Origin of the sequence: Porphyromonas sp. oral taxon 279 str. F0450, from assembly GCF_000292995.1 — a bacterium.
Taxonomy (GTDB): domain Bacteria; phylum Bacteroidota; class Bacteroidia; order Bacteroidales; family Porphyromonadaceae; genus Porphyromonas; species Porphyromonas pasteri.
Genome location: NZ_ALKJ01000019.1, coordinates 100,940 through 124,398, shown reverse-complemented (window position 1 = coordinate 124,398; position 23,459 = coordinate 100,940). Strand labels below are relative to the sequence as shown.

Genomic DNA, 23,459 nt, shown 5'->3' with positions numbered 1-23,459 from the left:
ACACGATACAGATATGAATAAGATACTAATGCTACTGGTGTCCTCCTGCCTACTGGTAGCCTGCAATATTGACAGAGAGCCCAAGGGGAGCATGTCCAGCCAGCGTATCCTCGAGCATCCAGAAGAGGCTATCGATGGGATGACCCACGGGATGTATGCTCAGCTCAAGACCTGGAGCGACGTCATGCACCGCTGCGGCGAGTATGCGGGGGACAACATTATGATACGTGGCGCCTCGACAGATGCCTTCTTCGAGTTCATCTCCTTCAACCGCACCCCACAGAACTACCGCCTACAGGACTTCTGGGATAATAGCTACAAGGCTATCATCCAGGCCTCGAACATTATCGAGCTCTATGGCACCTCCACCGATGAGGAGGTCAAGGCGCATGTGGGAGAAGCCTACTTCATTCGTGGCTTCCTCTACTTCTACCTCGTGAGAGCCTATGGCCGCCCCTACTATCAGGACCCAGAGAAGAACCTGGGTGTACCTATCATCAAGAGTGCTCCAAAGGATGTCTTCGATAAGTTCACGCTCCCCGACCGTGCTACCGTAGCAGAGACCTATGCACAGGCTATTGAAGACTTGAAGCAAGCAGAGACGCTCCTCCCCGAACGCTCAGGTACGCCCTTCTATGCGTCCAAGGGAGCAGCTCAGGCTTTGCTATCCCGCCTCTACCTCTATATGAGTGGCACCTATGAGCAGCCCAATACGCAGTATGCTCAGCTAGCCTCCGAGTATGCCACAAAGGTCATCTCGAGTGGGAAGTATTCGCTCCTCAATCGAGAAGACTTCATGAAGTACAATCAGCTTCTGCCAGAGAGCAACAAGGAGTCTATCTTCGTCGTCCGCCGTCTGGCCTCTGAATACTCTGGTTACGACCACTACTATGGAGTCGGTGGTATGTATGCCAATATCGGAGGTATGGGCTGGGGTGAGATGTACGCCAGCGCCAAATACCTGGCCCTACTTGATGAGACGGGACGAAATGACTTCCGCCCTACCAGCACCCGTATCGTAGATGCTCGTGCCGCCTTCATTGAGCCCGTGTATGCACCTGAGAAGACGGAGGTATTCCGCTTCATCAAGAGCGAAGAGTCAGGAGACCTCAACTACCTACAGCTCCCCATCACTCGCTCCAATGGTCAGATCATAGCCAAGGAAGCTAAGGATTCGGGGCAGGCGGAGTCTTACACCTTGACTGCGATAGATGCAAATCAAGAGATCTACAGCATCACCTATAAGGGGAAGACTTACCGAGGTGTAATCGACCTATACATCAAGCTCAACAGAGCCTATCCGATGTTCTACATCACGAAGTGCTCCCGTGAGGGTGAGAATAGCCACCTGCACTCTCCTGTCATCTCTCGTCTCGGCGAAGTGTACCTCAACCGAGCTGAAGCAGAAGCTAAGCTCGGGAACTATAGCGCAGCACTCACCGACCTCAATATCATACGCACACGATCCATCCCTGGTGCTGCCTATGCCAGCCTCGATGCTACGAACGCATCCGAGCGCATCGACAAGGAGCGCCAGTTGGAACTCGCCTTCCAGGCTGAGCGCAGCTATGATGTATTCCGCAACGGAGGCTCACTCGTACGTCGCTACCCTGGAGCTCATCACCAGCGTGAGGACATTGCCCCCACAGACTATCGTGTGGTGTACTTCATCCCACAGAATGCTATCGATGCCTACCCAGGTAAGCTGACCCAGAACCCCACCCATTAAGAGAGGTACTCGATATCACTTCTTCAGCTCGCCAGCATCACCATAGTCTACTGGAGAGCTACCAATAAAGCCAACGGGGCAGAGAGGATGGATCCTCCCTGCCCCGTTAATTTTATCCCCAAATCTTAGACAAACATCTACTCGAGACCATTGCGCAAGGCTATCTCTTCACAGCTTACACTTTTCTCCTTCGAAGCTCTCAGCCTAAAACCTTCGATTTCCGAGGGAAGAAGGCACGAGTAATGAAGAGGTGGGCTTGCACAATGGTCTCATATATTGGTATAGGTACGTGGGTAGAGCTATATAGGATGGCGAAGAAAGCTATATAGCTTTGTGAAGTGACCTATAGTTAGGTTGTTGCTCCGCGTAGGGATAAAAGTTGCGGACGAGTGGCAGATAAGTTGGGGCTACGTACGTGGCTCTAATATCTATGTACGTGGATATTTGGACTGACGTGCCTGGTCTTTAAGACTACGTGCTTAGATAGAGAAAAACGACTACGGGAGGGCGCTTTTTTCTTCACGAGAAGGATACTTTTCCCTCCGCTGGATAGGAGGATATCACCTACGCTATGGCAAGAAGAGCTACCAGAGAGCATGTGCGAAACGGTAGAGGGGGCAAAGCTACAGCCATAGCCGTTTACCCTCGGATCAGTAGTCGTTTGCCGCCCAAACCAAATAGTTGTTCGCCTGCAGAGCAATAGTGCTTGCAAATCAACTCCGCCTCAATACGGCCTTGCAGACGAGGAGGAGATTTTGATGCGGGAGCCCTGGCCCACAAGCCACCTCCGTGGAATTCACTACCTTTACACCTCAAAATAAAGGGTATTAGTTCATGCAAGAAAGAATACAACAACTCACTGCCGAGCTACAAGCACTGACGGCACACTCTGAGCAGGAAGTCGAAGACCTTCGCATCAAATATATCAGTAAGAAGGGGCTCGTCTCTCAGCTCTTCGACGAATTCAAGACCGTCCCTAACGAAGAAAAGCGACAGGTCGGACAACTCCTCAACGCCCTCAAGACGCTGGCGACGGACAAGATCAACCAGCTACGCGCCTCACTGAGCGCTGGGGGTGACGACGAAGGGCTGGGCATCGACTGGTCACGTACAGCCTACCCCACTCCATTAGGCTCACGCCACCCGCTGACGATCGTCCAGCAGGAGATCTGCGCCATCTTCGCCCGCCTCGGCTTCTCTATTGCCGAAGGACCTGAGATCGAAGATGACTGGCATGTATTCTCTGCCCTCAACTTCGCCGAAGACCATCCTGCACGTGATATGCAGGACACCTTCTTCGTGCGCAATGTCCCCGGTACGCTCCTACGTACCCATACCTCCTCGGTACAGACTCGCACGATGCTGGAGTCAGAGCCTCCCATCCGTGTCATCTGCCCAGGTCGCGTGTATCGCAATGAGGCTATCTCCTACCGCGCACACTGCTTCTTCCATCAGCTGGAGGCTCTCTATGTAGACCAGAACGTATCGTTCGCTGACCTCAAGCAGGTACTGCTGTACTTCGCTCAGGAAATGTTCGGTACCGACACGAAGATTCGCCTCCGCCCCTCTTACTTCCCCTTCACGGAGCCATCGGCAGAGATGGATATCTCCTGCAACATCTGTGGCGGTAAGGGCTGTAACTTCTGTAAGCACACAGGCTGGGTTGAGATCCTAGGATGCGGTATGGTCGACCCTAACGTACTGGAGAACTGTGGCATCGACAGCCGTAAGTACAGTGGCTATGCCCTCGGTATGGGGGTAGAGCGTATCACGAACCTCAAGTATCGAGTCAGCGACCTGCGTCTCTTCTCAGAGAATGACGTGCGCTTCCTCGAGCAGTTCAAGGCTGCTCATTAATACGAGCTACACAAAGGGTAACTGCGAGCTGTGACGCGTAAAGAGCGATACGAAGCCGTCATCGGATGGTTTGAAGAGCATATGCCTGTGGCTGAGACTGAGCTACACTACACCACTCCCTTTGAGCTGCTGGTGGCCGTGATTCTCTCAGCCCAGTGCACGGACAAGCGAGTGAACATGATCACTCCACGCCTCTTCCGACAGTATCCGACAGCCGAAATTATGGCACGAGCTGAGGTGGACGACATCTTTGAGCTCGTGCGGAGCGTTAGCTATCCCCGCGCTAAGGCTGGTTACCTTGTAGCTATGGCTCAGCGGCTCGTCGCAGACTATCAGGGCGAAGTCCCTGAGGAGCGTGAGGAGCTGATGAAGCTCCCAGGTGTCGGGCGCAAGACGGCCAACGTGATCGCTTCGGTCATCTATAACCGCCCTACGATGGCAGTCGATACACACGTCTTCCGTGTATCTAACCGCATCGGACTGACGACCAATTCCAAGACACCTCTCGAGACAGAGCTCACCCTCATCAAGTATATCCCTGAGCACCTCATCCCCAAGGCGCACCACTGGCTTATCTTGCATGGACGCTATGTATGCACCGCCCGCAAGCCTCAGTGTATGACCTGTGGATTAGCTCCCTACTGCCGCTACTTCGCAGCACTGGAGCGTAAGAAACTCAATTCGAAGGAATAGATATGAAACGATCACTGCGCACGGGGCTTTTCCTCGCGCTCGGTATGGCGCTTATCACAGGGGCTATGTTCCTCTCTGGCGCCTGTTCACAAAAGGGGAAGAGCAACCCCACAGATAGCACTCACCTATGTATCGGGGTGATGCCCTCTATCGACTACCTACCGATAGCAGTAGCTGAGCAGCAGGGCTTCTTCACTCATCCCATAGAGATCGTGCGCTTTGCCTCCCCTATGGAGCGCGATGCAGCGCTGCAAACAGGCTCCGTAGATGCCTCAGTCACGGACTATATGGGAGCCATGCTCCTTCACTCTAAGGGGCTGAAGATATCTCTTCCCATCGCTTGTCAAGGGAGCTTCCGTCTGGTCTTCGGCCGCAATAAGGAGCTCGACGAGATCGCCGACCTGCGTGACAAGCACATCGGTCTATCCTCCAATACCCTCATCGATTATGCCACCGAGCGTGCCCTCGTGGATACCAAGGGGAAGCCACTTCCCTACACCCGTGTAGAGGTGCAGAAGATCCCCATCCGCTTGGAAATGCTTCGCTCGGGTGAGCTGGATGCCGCTATTCTCCCGGAGCCCTTCGCTACGATCGGAGCATCCAAGGGGCTGGTAGCTATTGACGTACCTAACGGACTCACGGTGGGCATCACGGGGCTTCTCTTCCAAGACGAAGCACTCACGAAGAAGTCAGCCGCAGTGAAGGCTTTCATCGAGGGATACAACAAGGCCGTCGCCTACATGGCCGAGCATCCCCGAAAGGACTGGTCTGCCGCCGTAGAGCAGCTCCTCGGTGTATCCAAGGACCTTGCCTCGCAGATTCCCCTCCCCACCTATGCTGAGGTCACTGCGCCTAAGGCTGAAGATCTCCAGCCCATCCTTAGCTGGATGAAGGCTAAGAAGCTCGTACCTGAGAGCTACACGGCAGAGGGGCTGATCCGCCCAATCATCGCGGAGTAGCTTACCACTCCTCTATCACATCCCCCCCTATGTCCGAGCCTCTACTATACGTCTCCGACCTAAGCGTACGCTATAGCAAGCGCCAGGAAGAGACGACTGCGCTCAGGGATGTGAGCTTCAGTTTGGGGAAAGAGATCGTGACGATCATCGGGCCATCGGGTAGCGGGAAATCCAGCCTCTTACACACCTTAGCGGGGATTATCCGCCCGAGCAAGGGAACGCTGCAACTCTCGGGCGTACCACTTAGCCCCCGTACCCATCAGATCGCACTTGTCCCCCAGCAATACGGGCTCTTCCCCTGGAAGACAGTAAGAGAGAGCATCCACCTGCCTGCCGCACTCGGCAAGCGTATCGTCTCATCCGACCTGCAGGAGGAGATTCTCACGACTCTATCGCTCACCGATCTCTTAGACCGCTATCCCAGCGAACTAAGTGGAGGTCAGTGCCAGCGTGTAGCCCTTGCTCGTGCCTTCATCATGAAGCCGGACCTGCTTCTTCTCGACGAAGCATTCTCAGCCCTCGATGTAGCGACAGCAAGTCGCTCTCGTCAGCTCTTCCTCGAGCTGTGGCAGCGCTATCCTACACCCACCCTTTGCGTCACCCATAGCCCCGTAGAGGCAACGACTCTATCGGAGCGCACCCTACTCATCGGAGGAAAGCCAGGAACCCTCCTCGCCGACCACCGAGGAGCTACCGCAAGCATGCTGGAGGAAGAACTACGCTACTTAGATGAAGTCCTTTAGCCGTCACCTCCTGCAGCTCCTACTTGGGGCCATCATCTTGCACGCGCTCTGGCTGGCAGGCTACCTACTTATCCGTAGCGAAGTCTTACCTGCTCCATGGGCAGTCTATGCCCATATGGCTCATCTCAATGGATCAGACCTTCTTGCTCACACCTTGACGAGCCTGCAGCGCATCGGCTGGGGCATCCTCATCGCGACCGTACTCTCTGCCATCCTCTCCCTCTCGATGATCCTCTATCCTCGAGTGGGGCGCACCCTATCGACCTTCATCTACTTCACCTACCCCATACCTAAGCTGGCTCTCCTCCCCGTAGTCATGCTCCTCGGTGGCCTTGGCGAAGCAACGAAGGTGGTGATGATCGTACTGATCATACTCTTCCAGCTTGCGGTATCAATGCGAGATGCCCTGCTTGCAATTCCCGAGGAACACTTCGCCGTAACCCGCTCGCTCGGCGCGAGCACTTGGGGGCTCCTTCGTCATCTCCTCCTCCCCGCTGCACTCCCCGCAGCACTATCAGCACTACGCATAGCTATCGGCACAGCTATCTCCGTACTCTTCGTCACCGAGACGTATGGCACGACAGAGGGACTTGGCTACTATATATCCGATGCCTGGATGCGCATTGACTACCTCGACATGTACGCTGGGATAGCGCTACTGAGTCTCATGGGTGTCGGGCTCTTCATTCTGATTGACCTCCTCGAGGCCATACTTTGTCCCTGGCAATCCATAGGCAAGGACAAAGCATACCGCGCGTAGCAGCCTATACGTTGTCACTATGAGAGGAGCTTTGTTTCTCCCCTCCATCTAACCATATCACCACATCACTATGTCTAAGTCATTACTCACATGGAGCCTGCTCATCTTTTTAGGGCTCGCTACTCCCACCACAAGCCGCGCACAAAAGCGCACCAAACAAAAGCAAACCACCACAGCCCAGAAGCAGCGTACCGAGAGCCCCGAAGCTATGCTCAAGCGCTTCTACACCGAGTACATTCGCTCCTTTGACCGCATGTATGAGCCTGCTCAGATGGATTCGCTCATCTTGGCTAATGCCACACCAGAGGCTAAGGCTAAGCTGGAGCGCGTAAGAGCACTCACCGACTCGGATCCATTTATCCGCGCTCAAGACCTTGCTTCTGGTAGCGAAGGGAGCCTGCAAGTAAGCGCTCTCGGGCAAGACTGGTATCAGGTAAGCTTCGGCAGCGGAGAGGACTATCGCGCTATTCCTCTCCATCTACTGAAGTCTGGAGATAAGTATCTCATTGACTTCATCACCCCCGAGTGGCATCACGCCGAGTACGGGGATAAGCTCCGCAGCAATCCCTTTGCAGCGACTAAAAGCGTAGATATGACGAGCCCGATCAACTTCATTCGCTCCTTCTACGAGTGCTACATCTCTCAGTATCTTGCGATGAAGCCCGAGCTCGAAGCAGAACTCAAGGCTCTGCGTGACCGCTACTGCACTAAGGCCACCATACAGCAATATTATGAGGGCTTGGCTTCGGTGGGCGAGGTCGAGAGTGGATTCTTCGACACTCTCATTGATAATGTAGACTTTGACCCCAGCTGGTGTAGTAGCCTAAGCGTACGCCCCAGCTCCGCCTCTGGTGTCTTCGAGGTCAGCTACTCCGATGGTGGAGGTGAGCGACACAATTGGCTCGTCCGCGCTGTACCTCAGGCTGATGGTAGCTATCGCTTGGATAGACAGCCTTAGTCCTATCCTTCACACAAGACATTCCCATAGAATTCCGACTTCGGCATCCTATGGGAATGTCTCTTTTCAGTGCTAAGGCATCGCACGACCAGCTCCCTGATATGTCTCTCCGAAAAGATACACAAGCCCTTCGCCTTGTCGTGCGCATTCCTCTTATTCAGCGGAAGGAAAAGCGTCATTCTCGTGAAGAAAAAAGCGCCTTCACGTAGTGATATTCTTCTATCTACGCACGTAGTCTTAAAGACCAAGCACGTAAATCCAAATATCCACGTACGTAGATATTAGAGCCACGTACGTAGATCAAGCTTATCAGCCGCTCGTCCACAACTTTTATCCCTACGCGAAGCAACAACCTAAATACAGGTCACTTCTCAAAGCTATATAGCTTCGCACCGAAAGCTATATAGGAATCCAAGCAAAGCTATATAGAAATCAGCCCAAAGCTATATAGGAATCGATCCAAAGCTATATAGCTTTCTTCACCATCCTATATAGCTCCACCCACGCACCCATATACCTGCTATGAAACCATTGTGCAAGACCACCTCTTCATTACTCGTACCTTCTTCCCCCGAAGATCGGAGGCTTTAGGCTGAGAGCTTCGAAGGAGAAAAGTGCAAGCTGTGAAGAGATGGCCTTGCGCAATGGTCTCATAAGATGAAACAATGAGTATACGAGCACTATCAGCTGAGTCTCCTACAATTCGTATCTTTGTCTCGAATTGGTCTTACCACTTATAAATAAGAAAGCCATCAGTAACTATGCAGGAGAAGATACTCATCCTCGACTTTGGCTCGCAGACAACACAGCTCATCGGCCGTAGACTCCGCGAACTGAACACCTATTGCGAGATCGTACCCTACAACAAGGTACCCGAAGATCTTACGGGCATCGCAGGGATCATCCTCTCAGGAAGTCCCTACTCGGTCTACGACGAAGCAGCCTTCCGCACCGACCTATCCGCCCTGCGTGGGCGTCTCCCCATACTCGGTATTTGCTATGGAGCACAGAGCCTCGTTCACCAAGCTGGTGGTAAGGTAGAGCCCTGCGATAGCCGTGAGTATGGTCGTGCGCACCTCACGCTACGTCACGAGAATGATAAGCTCCTCGAGGGTATCACACCTGGCGGTATCGTCTGGATGTCCCACGGTGACACCATCACCACGCTCCCTAAGGGCTTCCGTATCATCGCCAGTACCGAGGACGTAGAGGCAGCAGCCTTCCGTATTGATGGCGAGCGTACGTGGGGGGTTCAGTTCCATCCCGAAGCATTCCACTCTGAAGAAGGTCTCAAGATCCTTGATAACTTCCTCAAGGTAACGGGTATCCGTGGCAACTGGTCTCCAGCCTCTTTCGTCGAGAGCACTGTGGCAGAGCTTCGTGCTCAGCTGGGTGATGACAAGGTCATCTTGGCTCTCTCTGGCGGGGTTGACTCCTCTGTCACGGCAGTTCTCCTTCACAAGGCTATCGGTAAGAACCTCACGTGTATCTTCGTCGACCATGGGCTCCTGCGTAAGAACGAATACGAGAATGTCCTGCGTGACTATGAGCACTTAGGCCTCAATGTCATCGGCGTCAACGCACGAGATAAGTTCCTCTCAGCTCTCCAAGGTGTCACTGATCCCGAAGAGAAGCGTAAGATCATCGGCCGTGGCTTCATCGAGGTCTTCGACGAAGAAGCTCACAAGCTCAAGGACATTAAGTGGCTTGGTCAAGGGACGATTTATCCCGACGTCATCGAGTCCCTCAGCATCACAGGTACGGTCATCAAGAGCCATCACAATGTCGGTGGGCTCCCCGAGCGCATGAAGCTCCGTCTTGTTGAGCCACTTCGCCTCCTCTTCAAGGATGAGGTGCGTCGCGTAGGTCTTGAGATGGGTATGCAGCCTCACCTCATCAAGCGCCAGCCCTTCCCTGGCCCCGGCTTAGGTATCCGTATCCTCGGCGAGATCACGGCTGAGAAGATCGAGATCCTCCAGAATGCTGACGACATCTATATGTCGATGATGCGCGAGTGGGGGCTGTACGACAATGTATGGCAGGCTGGTGCGATCCTCCTCCCCATCCGTTCTGTCGGTGTCATGGGTGATGAACGTACCTATGAGTACACCATCGCACTACGCGCTGTGACCAGCACGGATGCGATGAGCGCAGACTGGGCACACCTCCCCTATGAGTTCCTGGCTAAGGTCTCCAATGAGATCATCAACAAGGTACGTGGGGTGAACCGTGTCGTCTACGACATCTCCTCCAAGCCACCCAGCACCATCGAATGGGAGTAGAGCATCACACTACTCTCGGACTCTCTATATCCACAGAAGTATAATCACAGAGGCCACCACCCTATCCCGTCCCAGGGATTAGGGTGGTGGCTTACCCCTCAATTTATATCAATAAAGAAGTGTCTCAACACCAAGCCGAGACGAAGAAGGTGACGACCCTCCGTCTGGCAGCTATGAAGGCTCAGGGTGAGCCCATCTCGATGCTCACGGCATACGACTATACGATGGCACGTCTCCTCGACGCTGCTGGCATAGATATCCTCCTCGTCGGAGACTCTGCTGCCAATGTGATGGCAGGCCATACCACGACCCTACCTATTACTCTCGATCAGATGATCTACCACGGTGCCTGTGTAGTCCGTGGTGTGCAGCGTGCCTTTGTCGTCGTAGACATGCCCTTCGGGAGCTATCAGATCAGTCCTGAGACCGCTCTCGCTTCGGCTATCCGCATCATGAAGGAGACGGGTGCAGATGCAGTCAAGCTTGAGGGAGGTACGCACCTCTTCAGCACAATCAGCCAGTTCACAGCGGCAGGTATTCCCGTCGTTGGTCACCTTGGTCTCACGCCTCAATCTGTACATCAGCTCGGAGGCTATGGACTTCAAGGCAAAGAAGGAGCAGCCGCAGACAAGCTCTTCGAAGAAGCTCTCGGGCTGGAGCGTGCTGGTTGCTGCGCTGTAGTACTTGAGAAGGTCCCCGCCTCTGTTGCGGCACGTGTAGCTCAGTCCCTGCAGATACCCGTCATCGGTATCGGGGCTGGTAGCGGTGTCGATGGGCAAGTCCTCGTCTCACAGGACATGCTCGGTATGGAAGACCGCTTCACGCCGAAGTTCCTCCGTCGCTTCGCTGCACTTGGTGAGGAAATCAAGCAGGCAGCAGGGGCTTATATCACCGCAGTCAAGGAGCGTAGCTTCCCCTCTGATGCAGAGTCCTACTAACAAGCAAGGAGATCACGGGCTATGAAGTTTGCTCATCTTGTTGATGTCAATGACTTTGTCAATTGGTGTGATTACCTCGGCACACTGGCCTTTGCCATCAGTGGTATCCGTCTCGCAGCGGGGAAGGGGCTAGACTGGTTCGGAGCCTACGTTGTGGGCTTCGTGACTGCTGTCGGAGGTGGTACGATACGTGACATTCTCTTAGACATCAAGCCGTTCTGGCTTGTCCAGCCATCCTATCTGATCATCACGGCCCTCGGGCTTATCTTCACGATCATCTTCCGACGCCAAGTCGTCCGCCTCAATCACTCCCTCTTCGTCTTTGACGCCATCGGCCTCGGGCTCTTCGTAGTCGTAGGTGTCGCTAAGTCCTATGCCGCAGGCTTCCCCTGGTGGGTTGCTGTCATCATGGGTACAGTCACCGGCTCTTTCGGAGGGCTTCTGCGCGACGTACTGATCAACGAAACGCCCCTGATCTTCCGCACAGATTTCTATGCCTCGGCCTGCGTCCTTGGCTCGATCATTTATGTCCTCATGGGGCGCTACTCAAGCCTACCCATCGAGTGGGTGCAGTTCATATCCGCCATCTCGGTATTCATCTTCCGAGTGCTTGCGGTGGTCCTGCATATTCAGCTGCCGACCTTCAATCCTAAGCTCACAGAGAAAAGCGAGCAGGAGAAGGGAGTAAGCTAAGCCCATAATCCATATCTTTGCCCTATATGAGGAGTATCTCTCCTCACATACTCTACCATTATGGCAAGTCAAAGAACCCTTAAGAAAGAGATCATCGCAGAGGTCATGCGCCTCTTCGACGAGGCTCTTATCATCCGTGCCGTCTCTGGGAGCGAAGCGATGCAGGCTGAGATCGAAGACCTGATGGACGACATCATGGTCTTCACCGACGACAGTCTCCGCCGCGTCACCCACCCCAGTGGCAAGCATAATCCTCAGCTCGTGAAGGCCTACTACAGAGACCTTCGCCACTACGTCATCACGAACCTCACGAGCTTCTCAGAGCGCCTGGACGACTTCGTCGAAGGTCTATAGCGCTCGACTTCATCCCATAGTATCCCTATACAATTGCGTAAGAAAATAGCTCAGAGCTTGCTTCGTCTCTTTGGATGGAAGGTTATCCCCCACCCTGGCAAGCAGCCTGAAGGGAGCATCATCTGTGTCGCTCCACATACCAGCAACTACGACTTTCCCCTCGGGCTTCTCTATTCTTGGGCCGCTGGCTTCGACTCCGGCTTCCTGATGAAGAGCGACTGGTTCTTCTTCCCCTTAGGCCCTATCTTCCGAGCCTTAGGTGGTATTCCTGTCAATCGCAAGGAGCGCACCCAGACCGTGGAGCGTCTGCAAGAGCAGCTCCGACAGAAGGGACAGATTCACCTTGCTATCACCCCCGAGGGTACACGCTCTCGAGGAGAGAAGTGGAAGAGTGGCTTCTACCATATCGCCGTTGCAGCAGGCCTTCCCATCGAGCTCGCCGTCATTGACTACGGTAAGAAGGAGCTCGGTATATTCGAGGTCTTCTATCCCACAGGCGATATAGAGCAAGATCTGGCAACGATACGCAGCCGATACGATAAGTCCCAGGCAAAGTATCCCGAGCAATTCACTCCCTAAGTCTTATGGCAAGTAGCTTCCCAGCTCCCCTACGAGTCAGCGCAGTACAGTGCAGTATCCACTGGAATGATGTCTCGGCTAACCTCCAGCTCATCGAGAGCCTTATCCGAGATCATGCTGCGACGAGCGATCTCATCATCTTCCCCGAGACGATTACTACGGGCTTCTCAAGCGAAGCAGCGAAGCTTGCAGACCGAGAGCAAGGCGAAGTCTACCAGACCCTCCTCCGACTCTCTCACGAGTACAATGTCGCTCTCGCTGGGAGCTACCTCAGTGAGGTCAAGGGAGTCATACATAATCTCTTCTTCCTCATTGAGCCCGATGGGAAGGTACAGCTTCAGGCAAAGCGTCATCTCTTCGCTCCTGGAGGGGAGAAGAAATTCGTCAGCTCTGCCACTAGCCGCTCCATCTTCACATTCAAGGGCTGGCACATCCTCCCCATCATCTGCTACGACCTGCGCTTCCCCGTGTGGTGCCGCAATGTGTCGAACGAATATGACCTCATCATCGCTGTAGCCAACTGGCCACGCCCGCGTCGTGAGGTCTTCCGTACCCTCCTTCGTGCCCGTGCAATGGAGAATCTCAGCTACGTCATCGGCGTCAACCGTGTAGGCGAAGATCCTAACCGCCTCGTCTATTCGGGCGACTCTGTCATCATTGACCCACGTGGCAAGGCTCTCGTCGAGGCTGAAGAAGGAGCAGATACTGTCATCACAGCGACACTCGACTACGCCCCCCTTCAGGACCTTCGGCAGAAATTCCCCGTCTGGGGTGATGCCGATCCCTTCCTCCTACAGATCTAACTCACTCCTATAAAAGAACAATCCCCATGAGCGCTATCACCACCCAAGAACGTATCGCCGAAGCTCTCCTTCAGGTAAAGGCCGTAAAGCTTCAGCCCGACTCTCCCTTCACCTGGGCCTCTGGCTGGAAGTCTCCCATCTACTGTGACAACCGCGTCACCCTCTCCTATCCTGAGGTACGCACGCTGATCAAGACGGAGCTTGCCGAAGCTATCCACCGTGAGTTTGATGCTCCCGACGTCGTCGCTGGGGTTGCTACTGGGGCTATCGCTCAGGGTGCCCTCGTCGCCGACCTGCTGGGTCTACCCTTCGTCTACATCCGCCCCGTAGCTAAGGACCACGGTATGGGCAATCAGATCGAAGGCGAGCTACCCGCAGGAAGCCGTGTCCTCGTCGTCGAAGACCTCATCTCCACTGGTGGTAGTAGCCTAAAGGCTGTGGATGCTATTCGTCGTGCAGGATGCTCTGTCCTCGGTATGGTCGCAGTCTACACGCATGGCTTCCCTCAGGCAGAGCAGGCCTTCGCTGAGGCTGACGTCCGCCTCGTGACCCTCAGTTGCTATGATGCTGTCATCCGCCAAGCACTCGCTACGGGCTACATCTCGGCTGACGACGAAGCGCTCCTCAAGGAGTGGCGCAAGGATCCTGCCGCTTGGACCGGAAAGAAGTAAGCCCCGCACCATTATCCCATCATCCGACGAATTCATGTCCGACTACGTAAGTTCTATCAAGGCTATCGCCGCACCTCGCACCCGAGTATATCAGCGTCTCTCAGACCTGAGTGGCCTGGCTAATATCCAAGACCGCCTCCCCGAAGAAGCGCGTGAGAAGATCACCATCGAGCCTATCGATAGTGATAGCTGCACCTTCGTCGTCCCTGGGGCTGGGCGTCTCGTGCTCCGTATCATCGAGCGAGAGCCCGAGGGTACGATCAAGCTGGAGACAGAGCAGTCTCCCATCGACCTGACCCTCTGGATCCAGCTCCTCGAGCCTGCACCAGGGGATACGCGTCTACGCCTCACCCTCCGTGCTGACCTCAACTTCTTCATGCGGAAGATGATTGGGAGCAAGCTCAATGACGGGGTAGAGAAGCTCGCGGAGATGCTCACCATGATCCCTTACAACTACTAGCTCCCTCGTAGCCCCACCGATATGAGCAAGTACCTGCTATCGCTCTGTGTGGGGCTACTCTTTTTTTCCTGTACCTCCACCACCGAGACACCGCTCCCCAGGACATCGGTATACTATGAGGTACCACTGCAACTCTCGCAGTATCGCACGCTACTCTCCCCTGGGGGAATAGCCCTCATCCCACACTCGACCATCGCATCGATGCGTGCAGGGCTTGCAGGTCTGGCCATCGTCCATGCCATAGATCGCGAAGATTTCTACGCCTTCGACTTGGCCTGTCCCGTCGAGCCAGCACCATGGACTCAACTCCAGCTCTCGGGGCTTGAGCTACGCTGTCCCAAGTGTGAGAGTCACTTTGACCTGCTCTCAGGGACGGGTCGCCCACTCTCAGGCCCAGCAAGAAGCCCTCTTCGTAGCTACCGCGTACAGCAGCTCTCTCGACAGGACAAACTCCTCGTCACCAACTAACTCCACACCTCACTATGGAGCTCTCCTCTTGGCTTATCATTGCCTACACACTGACGGTATTAGGGGTCATCGGGACGGTACTCAGTGAGAACCGCAATCCGCTCAAGGCCTCTGCATGGATCCTCATCGTCGGGCTCATCCCCGTCTTTGGGATTATGGTATATATCGTCTTCGGCCAAGACCAGAAGCGTCTGAATAGCATCAACCGCCGCTTCTATCGGAGACTTATGCTCAAGCCGCAGCGTCTCTCCCTCCCCAAGCATCTGCTGAAGAAGCGACAAGCCACAGAAGAACACCAGCGACTCATCGAGCTCGTCGAGCGCAACTCTGACAGCCCTCTCCTCCAGCTCCAGTCCCTCGACATCTATGCCTGGGGAGCAGATATGTACGAAGCTCTCTTCGCCGACTTGGAGCAAGCCGAGGAATACATCCACCTGCAAGCCTATATCTTCGGGGCAGACGATGTACTCGACCGCCTGACGGACATCCTGCTTCGCAAGGCCGAAGAAGGCGTCACCATCCGCATCATCTACGACCACCTCGGCTCATACAACGTCCCCTCTTCCTACTGGAGGCGCCTACGTCGTGCGGGGATCCAAGTCTACGCCTTCATGCGTGTGGCCTTCCCACTCCTCTCTACCACGGTGAACTATCGCAATCACCGCAAGATCGTCGTCATCGACGGCTCCATCGGCTATGTCGGCGGGATGAACTTCGCCCAGCGCTACCTCACGGGCTCTGAACTTGGACGCTGGCGTGATACCCACTTCCGCATCACGGGAGTAGCCGTAGCAGGGCTCCAAAGCTCCTTCCTCATTGACTGGTACGCCGTCTCACGCAAGGTCATCAACGTAGACCGCTACTTTGATCCTGCGACTGAGCCAAACGAGTATTCTCCATCCGTGCAGTTCATCCAGGGTGGCCCAATCAGCCACTGGCGCACTATCGAGCAAGCGATCATCTACATGATCTCACGAGCCAGCCAGAGCATCTGCATCCAGACTCCCTACTTCCTCCCGACGGAAAACCTCAACAACGCTCTTATCACAGCAGCTCTTGCGGGTGTGAAGGTCGAGCTGATGCTCCCTCTCAAGACGGACTCGCGCCTGACTACCTTCGCTGCCAACTCTTACCTCACACAGCTCCTCGAGGCAGGGGTAAAGATCTACCAATACACCGACGGCTTCCTCCACTCCAAGCTCCTTCTCGTTGACGATCAGATAGCGACTATCGGCTCGGCCAACATGGACTTCCGTAGCCTGGAGCACAACTTCGAGATCTCGGGGATCATCTACGACTCGGGGACAGCCAAGCGCCTACGTACGCTCTTCGACCAAGACAAGATCTCCTGCCACCTCCTAACCTACGAGGAGTGGGAGCAGCGTGGGCGAATGGTCCGCTTTGCAGAATCTTTCATGCGCCTCTTTGCCCCCCTCCTATAGAGACCTTCATCTCCTACATCATAGTATAAGGCTGACTCTCGATTTCGGGGAGTTAGCCTTATAGCATTTTATCTATTTATTGCAGTGCGTGTTAGTCACCTTCTTTCGGGAAGGAAAATCAAAGTAGTACTGGTCAGCGAAGTGACCAGTACTGGTTGAAGCGCGAAGCAGTACTGGTTCATATATGTGACCAGTACTGGTCCATTCGCCGAGCAGTACTGGTCGCAAAGCCCCCTCAATACTATCACCTCCTATCCACAGCACGAAGTCATTTTGCGAGCAATGTCGATAGCCGATTTACCAGGAGAGAAAGCATGGTCTTTTGTGAGAAGAAATGAGTGCTTCACCCGCAAAAAACTATTCGCCGAGAAGCGAGAATCCCCCCATAAGTGCGCATTATTGACTACCTTTGTGCCCGTAATAGATGAACTTATAAGAAACAGATGCAAGACATTCGTAACATAGCGATTATCGCTCACGTCGACCATGGTAAGACGACGCTGGTAGATAAGATGCTTTTAGCCGGTAAGCTCTTCAGAGATGATAAGGCTGCCGAAGTAGATACGTACCTCGATAACAATGACCTCGAGCGTGAGCGTGGGATCACCATCCTCTCCAAGAATGTCAGCATCCGCTATAAGGACGTCAAAATCAACATCATCGACACCCCAGGTCACGCCGACTTCGGCGGCGAAGTAGAGCGCGTGCTCAACCTCGCTGACGGCTGCCTGCTTCTCGTCGATGCCTTCGAAGGCCCTATGCCTCAGACACGCTTCGTACTGCAGAAGGCCATTGAGATGGGACTGAAGCCCATCGTAGTCATCAACAAGGTCGACAAGCCAAACTGCCGCCCCGAAGAGGTACAGGATATGGTCTTCGACCTGATGTTTAGCCTCAATGCCAGCGAAGAGCAGCTTGACTTCGAGACCATCTATGGCTCGGCTAAGCAGGGCTGGATGAGCAAGGACTACAAGCAGCCTACCGAAGATATCACCACCCTACTGGATACCATCCTCGAGCAAATCCCCGCTCCCACGCAGATCGAAGGTCCAGCACAGATGCTTATCACCTCGCTGGACTACTCTTCCTATGTCGGCCGTATCGCCGTAGGTCGCGTACACCGTGGTACCTTCAGAGAAGGGCAGGAAGTAGCTCTCTGCAAGCGTGACGGCTCGATCGCAAAGATGCGTATCAAGGAGGTCAACATCTTCGAAGGTCTTGGCCGAACGAAGGTAGATAGCGTCTCCTCGGGTGACATCTGTGCGCTGGTCGGCATCGAAGGCTTTGAGATCGGTGAGACGCTCACGGACGTAGCTACGCCCGAAGCGCTCGAGACCATCGCTGTCGATGAGCCCACGATGAGCATGCTCTTCACCATCAACAACTCGCCCTTCTATGGGCGCGAAGGGAAGTTCGTCACCTCCCGCCACATCCACGACCGCCTGATGAAGGAGCTGGATAAGAACCTCGCCCTGCGCATCGAGCCTGCGGAGACCGCAGACAGCTGGATCGTCTACGGCCGTGGTGTCCTCCACCTTTCTGTCCTCATCGAGACCATGCGTCGCGAAGGCTACGAGCTACAGGTCGGTCAGCCTCAGGTCATCATCCACGAGATCGACGGCGTCCCCCACGAGCCCATAGAGCTGCTCACGGTGAACCTCCCCGAGGAGTCTGCGAGCAAGATCATTGATGTCGTCACGCGCCGCAAGGGTGAGATGACGATGATGGAGACGAAGGGCGATCGTACATTCCTCGAATTCCACATCCCCTCGCGCGGTATCATCGGGCTCAACAACTACGTCCTCACCGCTTCGGCTGGTGAAGCTGTCCTTGCCCACCGCTTCCTCGAGTATCAGCCATGGAAGGGCGATATCGAGCGTCGTAGCAACGGCTCGATCATTGCCCTCGAGACGGGGACGGCCTACGCCTATGCCCTCAACAACCTCCAGAGCCGTGGTCGCTTCTTCATCGCTCCACAGGAAGAGGTCTACGCCGGTCAGGTCGTCGGTGAGCACACGAAGGAAGGTGACCTCGCCGTCAATGTCTGCAAGAGCAAGAAGCTGACGAATATGCGTGCTTCGGGTAGCGATGATAAGGTATCATTGGCTCCTCCCGTAGTCTTCAGCCTTGAGGACGCGCTGGAGTATATCCGCCCCGACGAATATGTCGAGGTGACGCCCGTCTCGATGCGTATGCGTAAGATCATCCTTGATGAGACCGAGCGCAAGCGACAGAATAGACAGTAACACTACACACGGAGTGATCATGACCTCCTAAGACAAGACGACTGGCGTACCCCCTCCCCTACGAGAGGATGTATGCCGGTCGTATTGCTTCATCGCTTATCTTAGTAGGGTCTTTCACTATAAGCTAACTAACTACACTAACCCTTATCTCTTTTCAGCGAATGAAAGCTCTACGACTCAGTTTGCTTCCCCGCATCATCATAGCGATAGCCCTGGGTATCGGCCTCGGGCTCATCGTGCCTGATGGGGTGACGCGACTCTTCCTGACCTTCAATGCGATCTTCTCGCAGTTCCTCGACTTCGCCATCCCGCTTATCATCGTCGCTCTCGTAGCTGAAGCTATCGGGGGCATCGGCCATAGCGCGGGGAAGATGCTCCTGCTGACCGTAGCTATCGCTTATGGCTCTACAGTCTTCTCTGGCTATCTGGCTTACTTCACGGGGAATGCTATCTTCCCGCAGCTCATCGATGCAGGGCAAGTAGACCAGTTACAAGCAGGTCCCGAAGCTCTTACGCCCTACTTCACCATCGCAATGCCTCCCGTGATGGGCGTCATGACGGCACTTATCTTGGCCTTCGTCCTTGGCCTTGGCGTGGCACATCTGGAGTCTACGGCGCTCAAGAACGTGATCATCGATGTCAAGGATATCGTCTCGGGCGTCATCGAGAAGGTCATCATCCCGCTCCTCCCACTCTATATCCTCGGGATATTCATGGAAATGGCGAGCAGTGGCAAGGTCGTTGGGGTACTGGTGGTCTTCATCAAGATCATCGGGGTGATCTTCGTGCTCCATATCTTCCTACTGCTCCTGCAGTTCACTATCGCGGGGCTGGTGCAGGGGAAGAATCCCATCCGCCTGCTCATCAATATGCTTCCCGCTTACTTCACGGCACTGGGTACGGCTTCGTCGGCAGCGACGATCCCCGTGACACTTGCCCAAGCGAAGAAGAATGGCGTCAGCGACGGGGTGGCTTCCTTCACCGTACCTCTCTGCGCTACGATCCACCTCGCGGGCAGTACGCTGAAGATCGTCTCCTGCGCTCTTGCTCTTATACTAATGCGTGGCGGGACGTATGACTTAGGTATGTTCACACACTTCATCCTCCTGCTTGGGGTGACGATGGTAGCAGCTCCTGGCGTGCCTGGCGGCGCGATCATGGCGGCACTGGCCATCCTCCAGTCGATCTTAGGCTTTACGGTCGAGGAGCAGGCGCTGATGATCTCACTTTATATCACAATGGACAGCTTCGGCACTGCATGTAATGTTACCGGCGATGGTGCCATAGCCCTCGTCGTCGATAAGCTCTTAGGGCATAAGGGCAGACCAGCTCAGGAAGGAGGTGAAGTACGTGACAGAGAATAAGGCTGCACGCACCGAAGGAGTCCTCAAGGCACTCCGCACCTACCGCGCCGAGCAAGGCCTCAGCGCGCCCTTCCCTACTCTCTCCGCTGCGCTCTTCGACATGGATGGCGTACTCTTCGACTCGATGCCCGCACACTGCCGTTCGTGGGTGCAAGCCGCTCACGAGGTAGGTCTGCAGATGAACGAAGAGGACGTCTATTGGTTCGAAGGCCAGACGGGTAGCTACACGATCAAGTTACTCTACCAGCGTACTCTCGGCCGCGACGCCTCCCCCGAGGAGACGAAGTGGCTGTATGAGCGCAAGACACAGCTCTTCAACGAGTACAATTCGGGCAAGACACTCCCAGGTGTCGAGCTGGTACTCGCCCAGCTCTCCGACGTGGAGCGCCTTGTCGTCACAGGCTCTTCGCAAGCCTCGCTCTTGGGGCGGCTGGATGAAGCCTTCCCCAAGGTCTTCTCCGAAGATCTCATGGTCACGGGCAAGGACGTGCGCCGTGGTAAGCCCGACCCCGAACCCTACCTCATGGGCTTGGAGAAGGCTGGAGTAAGCGCTGCCGAGGCCTTCGTCGTGGAGAACGCCCCCATGGGGGTGCGGGCGGCCGTCGCTGCTGGCATCTTCACCATCGCGGTGAATACCGGCTTGCTCCCTGAAAGCGCTCTTACAGACGAAGGCGCTCACCTTGTCTTCGACTCGATGCAAGAGCTCTCCGAAGCGCTGCCCATCCTACGCGCTCACTGGACGCTCCCCGTATAGCCTCGCTGGGAGGTAAGAGGAGGAAGGATCATCCCTCACTCTTCCCCCCTCGCTAAGGCGCCCAAGCCCCCGCCCTTTTCCTCCGAAGACAAGGCGAAAAAGCGCTGTGCGCACAGCGATAAATTTCCGTATATGCAGAAATATTTTTTCGCATATGCGGAAATTTATTTTTGTATATACGAAAATTCCCCTGCGTATATACGGAAGTTTCCAGCCATATATACGGAGATCTCATCCTCTTGATTATCAAAAGAAAAGAGGGTGCAAAGGAAGTATCCTTCCCTTGCACCCTCTTGTGCTAAATGAGCCGAAGCCGAAGCGCCTACTTGAGGCTGGGCTTGGCGTATTGTAGGTTCGGCAAAGCCTTGCCGCCGTCGGGCGTGGTGATCGCCGCGGCGAACATCCACTTATTCAGCCTAATCTCGGGGAGCGTGAAGCGCCCAATCGGTAGCTTAATCAGAATTTGATTCCAGCCCTTCTGCAGCTGGATCTGTAGGGGCGGGCGCGAAGCCGCGTTCTCGTTGGCAAGGGGAAGATCAATATTGCGCTGCCCGACAGCATTCTGCCAGCGGGGAGGCGCGATAGCTTCTCCATTGACCCACAGACGGCTGCCCTTATAGTCCCACGTGCCTTGCTGGGGAGCTACGTCCGCCTCCGAACGGCTATAATTCTGCGTCTCGAAGATCAGGCCTGCCGTCGTGGCGGCATCGCTGTGCACCCAAGCCGTAGCGTAGACGGTGCTGTTCTCCGATGCATTGGGGACGAGGCCGTAGCAAATGTCTCCCCACACGTGACGGAGATAGACTCCCGAGCCTCCGCTGGTACGCTGGTAAGGGTAGGCTTCTCCACCCACCTCGGTAGGTGGTGCATACTGGTGCGCCTTCATCTGCTTGAGGTACTGCTCTTCGGGTAGATACGAAGCTGTGAGGTCACCACCGTTGGGATAGACGGGGCTGATATACCACTGGGCATGGCTCTGTGCCACGTAGGGGAAGGGCTCGCTGGCGAAGACGCGATCCTTATGCCACAGGAGTCTGCGCTCGAAGTCCACGAACGCCTCTCGCGTCTCGGGGCTTGCTTCGGGAGAAAGCGCTGCGGCCGGAGCATTGAAGTAGCCCGCACCGCCCCCAAGCCAAGCACGCTCGGCCAGAGCAAGCATATTAGGGTATACGGCATTCTCCTGCATGATAGTGCGAGGAGACTCCACATAGCGGTCGTTCCATACGGCGAGTATCGCCCCCATCACGTTCGTATTGCTCGCCGTGACGCCGAGGATCTTGCTGCTGTAGAGCATCTGGATATCGGCAAAGAGGTCGTAGTGATTGAGGTAATGGTAGCGACTATCGATAGCGGGTGTGCCGTACACGATGCGTCCCTTTGAGCTCCATAGGTGGAGGAGGTCGACTTCCTTACTCTTGAAGGACCAGCCGGGATTCCACGCGATAGCCTTCTTACCCAGCGAACGAACGTGCTCGACCATCTCGGGGACGAAGAGCTTATCCGTAAAGTCCGTCTCATCCGTACCCAAGTGAATGTAAGGTACATCGAGACTCTCGGCCAGCTCCGTGAGGATATCCTTGACGACGCGCTTACCCTCGGGCGTCTGCATATCGAAGCCTATGGCTCGCGAGAAAGCGGAGCTGTGACCCGGCATATCGATCTCGGGGATGAGCGTGATACGTAGCTCCTTGCATAGGCGTGCCAGATCCTGTAGCTCCGAGAGGGTGTAGAACTTCCCTGGCATACGTGTCGTGTGGCGTGCCTCCGTCAGCTGAGGATAGCGCTTGCTCTGCAGTCGCCATGCTTGATGCTCGGTGAGGTGCAGGTGTAGCGTATTGACCTTGTATTGTGCCAAGAGACGTACCTGCTTCTTCAGCTCTTCCATAGGGATGAAGGCACGGCCGAGATCGTGCATAAGGCCTCGCATGCGGAAGGAAGGCCAGTCGATGATGTCGCACGCCTCCAGCTCGCCCTTCTTCTCTGCTGAGATGAGGAGCTGCTCTAAGGTCTGCAAGCCACGATACAAGCCGATACGCTCGAGTGCATCCACGTAGATACCATCCGCTCCGATACGAAGGTGATAGGCTTCCTCCTTATTGAAATAAACCTTGGGAAGCGAGGGCACGATCGAGGTGCGCACCACGATGGGGCTACGCGAATCAATGGCACAGCCGTTCCGCTGGAGTATTTCCGTCAGCTCATCCTGTAGATACAGCCCCTCGGGCTTAAGACGGATCGTACTACACTTCCCTGCGTGCATCTCCAGGTGCTGGGGACGAGGAAGGAGCTTGTCTACCGAAGCCTCAGCACTTGCACTGAGAAGTAGGCAGCCACTTAATAATAGTATGTAATGCTTGCTTGTCATAGGCGGATTAATTCGATGCAGATAGAGATATCATCATCTCATATTAAAAGGCAATAGAAAAGGGGATGTGTCGATTGGCACATCCCCTTTTCTTTCTTTGAGCCTCTTGTCGGATTCGAACCAACGACCCCGAGATTACAAATCACGTGCTCTGGCCAACTGAGCTAAAGAGGCAGGTGGGTAAGCGATCTATATCGCACCGCTACAACCTAATACCCTTGCTGCGATCAAGCCCTGGGGGAGTCAAAGGGAGCTGGTCGTATAGGACTTACCCAGTGCAAAAGTAGTATAAATATCCGAAAATGCAAGAGGGCGCCCCTGGGAATGCACCCAGAAACGCC

21 protein-coding genes and 1 tRNA gene are annotated in these 23,459 nt (G+C 54.9%); 20 read left to right on the top strand and 2 right to left on the bottom strand.

Going from position 1 to position 23,459, the window contains the following annotated elements; all coding sequences use genetic code 11:
• Positions 1-13: 13 nt before the first annotated feature.
• The 20 genes from HMPREF1323_RS04450 (at position 14) to HMPREF1323_RS04355 (ending at position 20,753) form a co-directional block, all read left to right on the top strand.
• Positions 14-1,729 carry a RagB/SusD family nutrient uptake outer membrane protein gene (locus HMPREF1323_RS04450; protein ID WP_044124032.1) on the top strand — a complete coding sequence of 572 codons (1,716 nt, stop codon included), beginning with the start codon at positions 14-16 and terminating at the stop codon, positions 1,727-1,729.
• Between the two features lie 834 nt (positions 1,730-2,563).
• Positions 2,564-3,586, top strand: coding sequence for a phenylalanine--tRNA ligase subunit alpha (pheS, locus tag HMPREF1323_RS04445; protein ID WP_009433117.1), 1,023 nt, complete (start codon positions 2,564-2,566; stop codon positions 3,584-3,586).
• A gap of 30 nt (positions 3,587-3,616) precedes the next feature.
• Positions 3,617-4,279, top strand: coding sequence for an endonuclease III (nth, locus tag HMPREF1323_RS04440; RefSeq protein WP_009432911.1), 663 nt, complete (start codon positions 3,617-3,619; stop codon positions 4,277-4,279).
• Between the two features lie 2 nt (positions 4,280-4,281).
• The gene (locus tag HMPREF1323_RS04435; RefSeq protein WP_009432888.1) at positions 4,282-5,238 is read left to right on the top strand and encodes an ABC transporter substrate-binding protein; all 957 of its coding nucleotides are present in this window, start codon (positions 4,282-4,284) and stop codon (positions 5,236-5,238) included.
• A gap of 29 nt (positions 5,239-5,267) precedes the next feature.
• Positions 5,268-5,981: an ABC transporter ATP-binding protein gene (locus HMPREF1323_RS04430; RefSeq protein WP_009433131.1), complete on the top strand. Its 714-nt coding sequence runs from the start codon at positions 5,268-5,270 to the stop codon at positions 5,979-5,981.
• Positions 5,968-6,741 carry an ABC transporter permease gene (locus HMPREF1323_RS04425; RefSeq protein WP_009751911.1) on the top strand — a complete coding sequence of 258 codons (774 nt, stop codon included), beginning with the start codon at positions 5,968-5,970 and terminating at the stop codon, positions 6,739-6,741. Before HMPREF1323_RS04430 ends, HMPREF1323_RS04425 begins: the two co-directional genes overlap by 14 nt.
• Before the next feature lie 70 nt (positions 6,742-6,811).
• Complete coding sequence (locus HMPREF1323_RS08975) at positions 6,812-7,699, top strand: DUF3828 domain-containing protein (RefSeq protein ID WP_009432970.1); 888 nt, start codon at positions 6,812-6,814, stop codon at positions 7,697-7,699.
• A 761-nt stretch (positions 7,700-8,460) separates the two neighbouring features.
• Positions 8,461-9,981 (top strand): glutamine-hydrolyzing GMP synthase, encoded by a 1,521-nt coding sequence (gene guaA / locus HMPREF1323_RS04415; RefSeq protein WP_009433080.1) that lies wholly within the window; start codon positions 8,461-8,463, stop codon positions 9,979-9,981.
• A 119-nt stretch (positions 9,982-10,100) separates the two neighbouring features.
• Complete coding sequence (gene panB, locus HMPREF1323_RS04410) at positions 10,101-10,919, top strand: 3-methyl-2-oxobutanoate hydroxymethyltransferase (RefSeq protein WP_044114315.1); 819 nt, start codon at positions 10,101-10,103, stop codon at positions 10,917-10,919.
• A 21-nt stretch (positions 10,920-10,940) separates the two neighbouring features.
• On the top strand, positions 10,941-11,612 hold the full coding sequence (locus HMPREF1323_RS04405) for a trimeric intracellular cation channel family protein (RefSeq protein ID WP_009433005.1): 672 nt from the start codon (positions 10,941-10,943) through the stop codon (positions 11,610-11,612).
• A gap of 60 nt (positions 11,613-11,672) precedes the next feature.
• Entirely contained in the window at positions 11,673-11,966 is a 294-nt protein-coding gene (locus HMPREF1323_RS04400; RefSeq protein ID WP_009432917.1) for a hypothetical protein, read from the top strand.
• 33 nt (positions 11,967-11,999) lie between these two features.
• A complete protein-coding gene (locus HMPREF1323_RS04395; protein WP_009432926.1) occupies positions 12,000-12,545 on the top strand; it encodes a lysophospholipid acyltransferase family protein in 546 nt (181 codons plus the stop codon).
• A 5-nt stretch (positions 12,546-12,550) separates the two neighbouring features.
• Positions 12,551-13,348 (top strand): nitrilase-related carbon-nitrogen hydrolase, encoded by a 798-nt coding sequence (locus tag HMPREF1323_RS04390; RefSeq protein WP_009433025.1) that lies wholly within the window; start codon positions 12,551-12,553, stop codon positions 13,346-13,348.
• A gap of 26 nt (positions 13,349-13,374) precedes the next feature.
• Positions 13,375-14,019 carry an orotate phosphoribosyltransferase gene (gene pyrE / locus HMPREF1323_RS04385; protein ID WP_009432955.1) on the top strand — a complete coding sequence of 215 codons (645 nt, stop codon included), beginning with the start codon at positions 13,375-13,377 and terminating at the stop codon, positions 14,017-14,019.
• Positions 14,020-14,053: 34 nt separating this feature from the next.
• Positions 14,054-14,479, top strand: coding sequence for an SRPBCC family protein (locus HMPREF1323_RS04380; protein WP_009433163.1), 426 nt, complete (start codon positions 14,054-14,056; stop codon positions 14,477-14,479).
• A 21-nt stretch (positions 14,480-14,500) separates the two neighbouring features.
• Positions 14,501-14,947 carry a Rieske (2Fe-2S) protein gene (locus HMPREF1323_RS09180; RefSeq protein WP_009432985.1) on the top strand — a complete coding sequence of 149 codons (447 nt, stop codon included), beginning with the start codon at positions 14,501-14,503 and terminating at the stop codon, positions 14,945-14,947.
• A gap of 14 nt (positions 14,948-14,961) precedes the next feature.
• Complete coding sequence (gene cls, locus HMPREF1323_RS04370) at positions 14,962-16,389, top strand: cardiolipin synthase (RefSeq protein WP_009751919.1); 1,428 nt, start codon at positions 14,962-14,964, stop codon at positions 16,387-16,389.
• Between the two features lie 443 nt (positions 16,390-16,832).
• Complete coding sequence (gene typA / locus HMPREF1323_RS04365) at positions 16,833-18,635, top strand: translational GTPase TypA (RefSeq protein WP_009433162.1); 1,803 nt, start codon at positions 16,833-16,835, stop codon at positions 18,633-18,635.
• 161 nt (positions 18,636-18,796) lie between these two features.
• The gene (locus HMPREF1323_RS04360) at positions 18,797-19,999 is read left to right on the top strand and encodes a dicarboxylate/amino acid:cation symporter (RefSeq protein WP_009433115.1); all 1,203 of its coding nucleotides are present in this window, start codon (positions 18,797-18,799) and stop codon (positions 19,997-19,999) included.
• A complete protein-coding gene (locus HMPREF1323_RS04355) occupies positions 19,986-20,753 on the top strand; it encodes an HAD family hydrolase (protein ID WP_009433225.1) in 768 nt (255 codons plus the stop codon). Before HMPREF1323_RS04360 ends, HMPREF1323_RS04355 begins: the two co-directional genes overlap by 14 nt.
• 322 nt (positions 20,754-21,075) lie before the next feature.
• Here the strand turns inward: HMPREF1323_RS04355 and HMPREF1323_RS04350 are convergent, their stop codons facing one another.
• Together HMPREF1323_RS04350 and HMPREF1323_RS04345 are read right to left on the bottom strand one after the other, a co-directional pair.
• Positions 21,076-23,118, bottom strand: coding sequence for a family 20 glycosylhydrolase (locus tag HMPREF1323_RS04350; RefSeq protein WP_009433145.1), 2,043 nt, complete (start codon positions 23,116-23,118; stop codon positions 21,076-21,078).
• Positions 23,119-23,218: 100 nt separating this feature from the next.
• Positions 23,219-23,292 (bottom strand) — tRNA-Thr (locus tag HMPREF1323_RS04345).
• Positions 23,293-23,459: the final 167 nt, after the last annotated feature.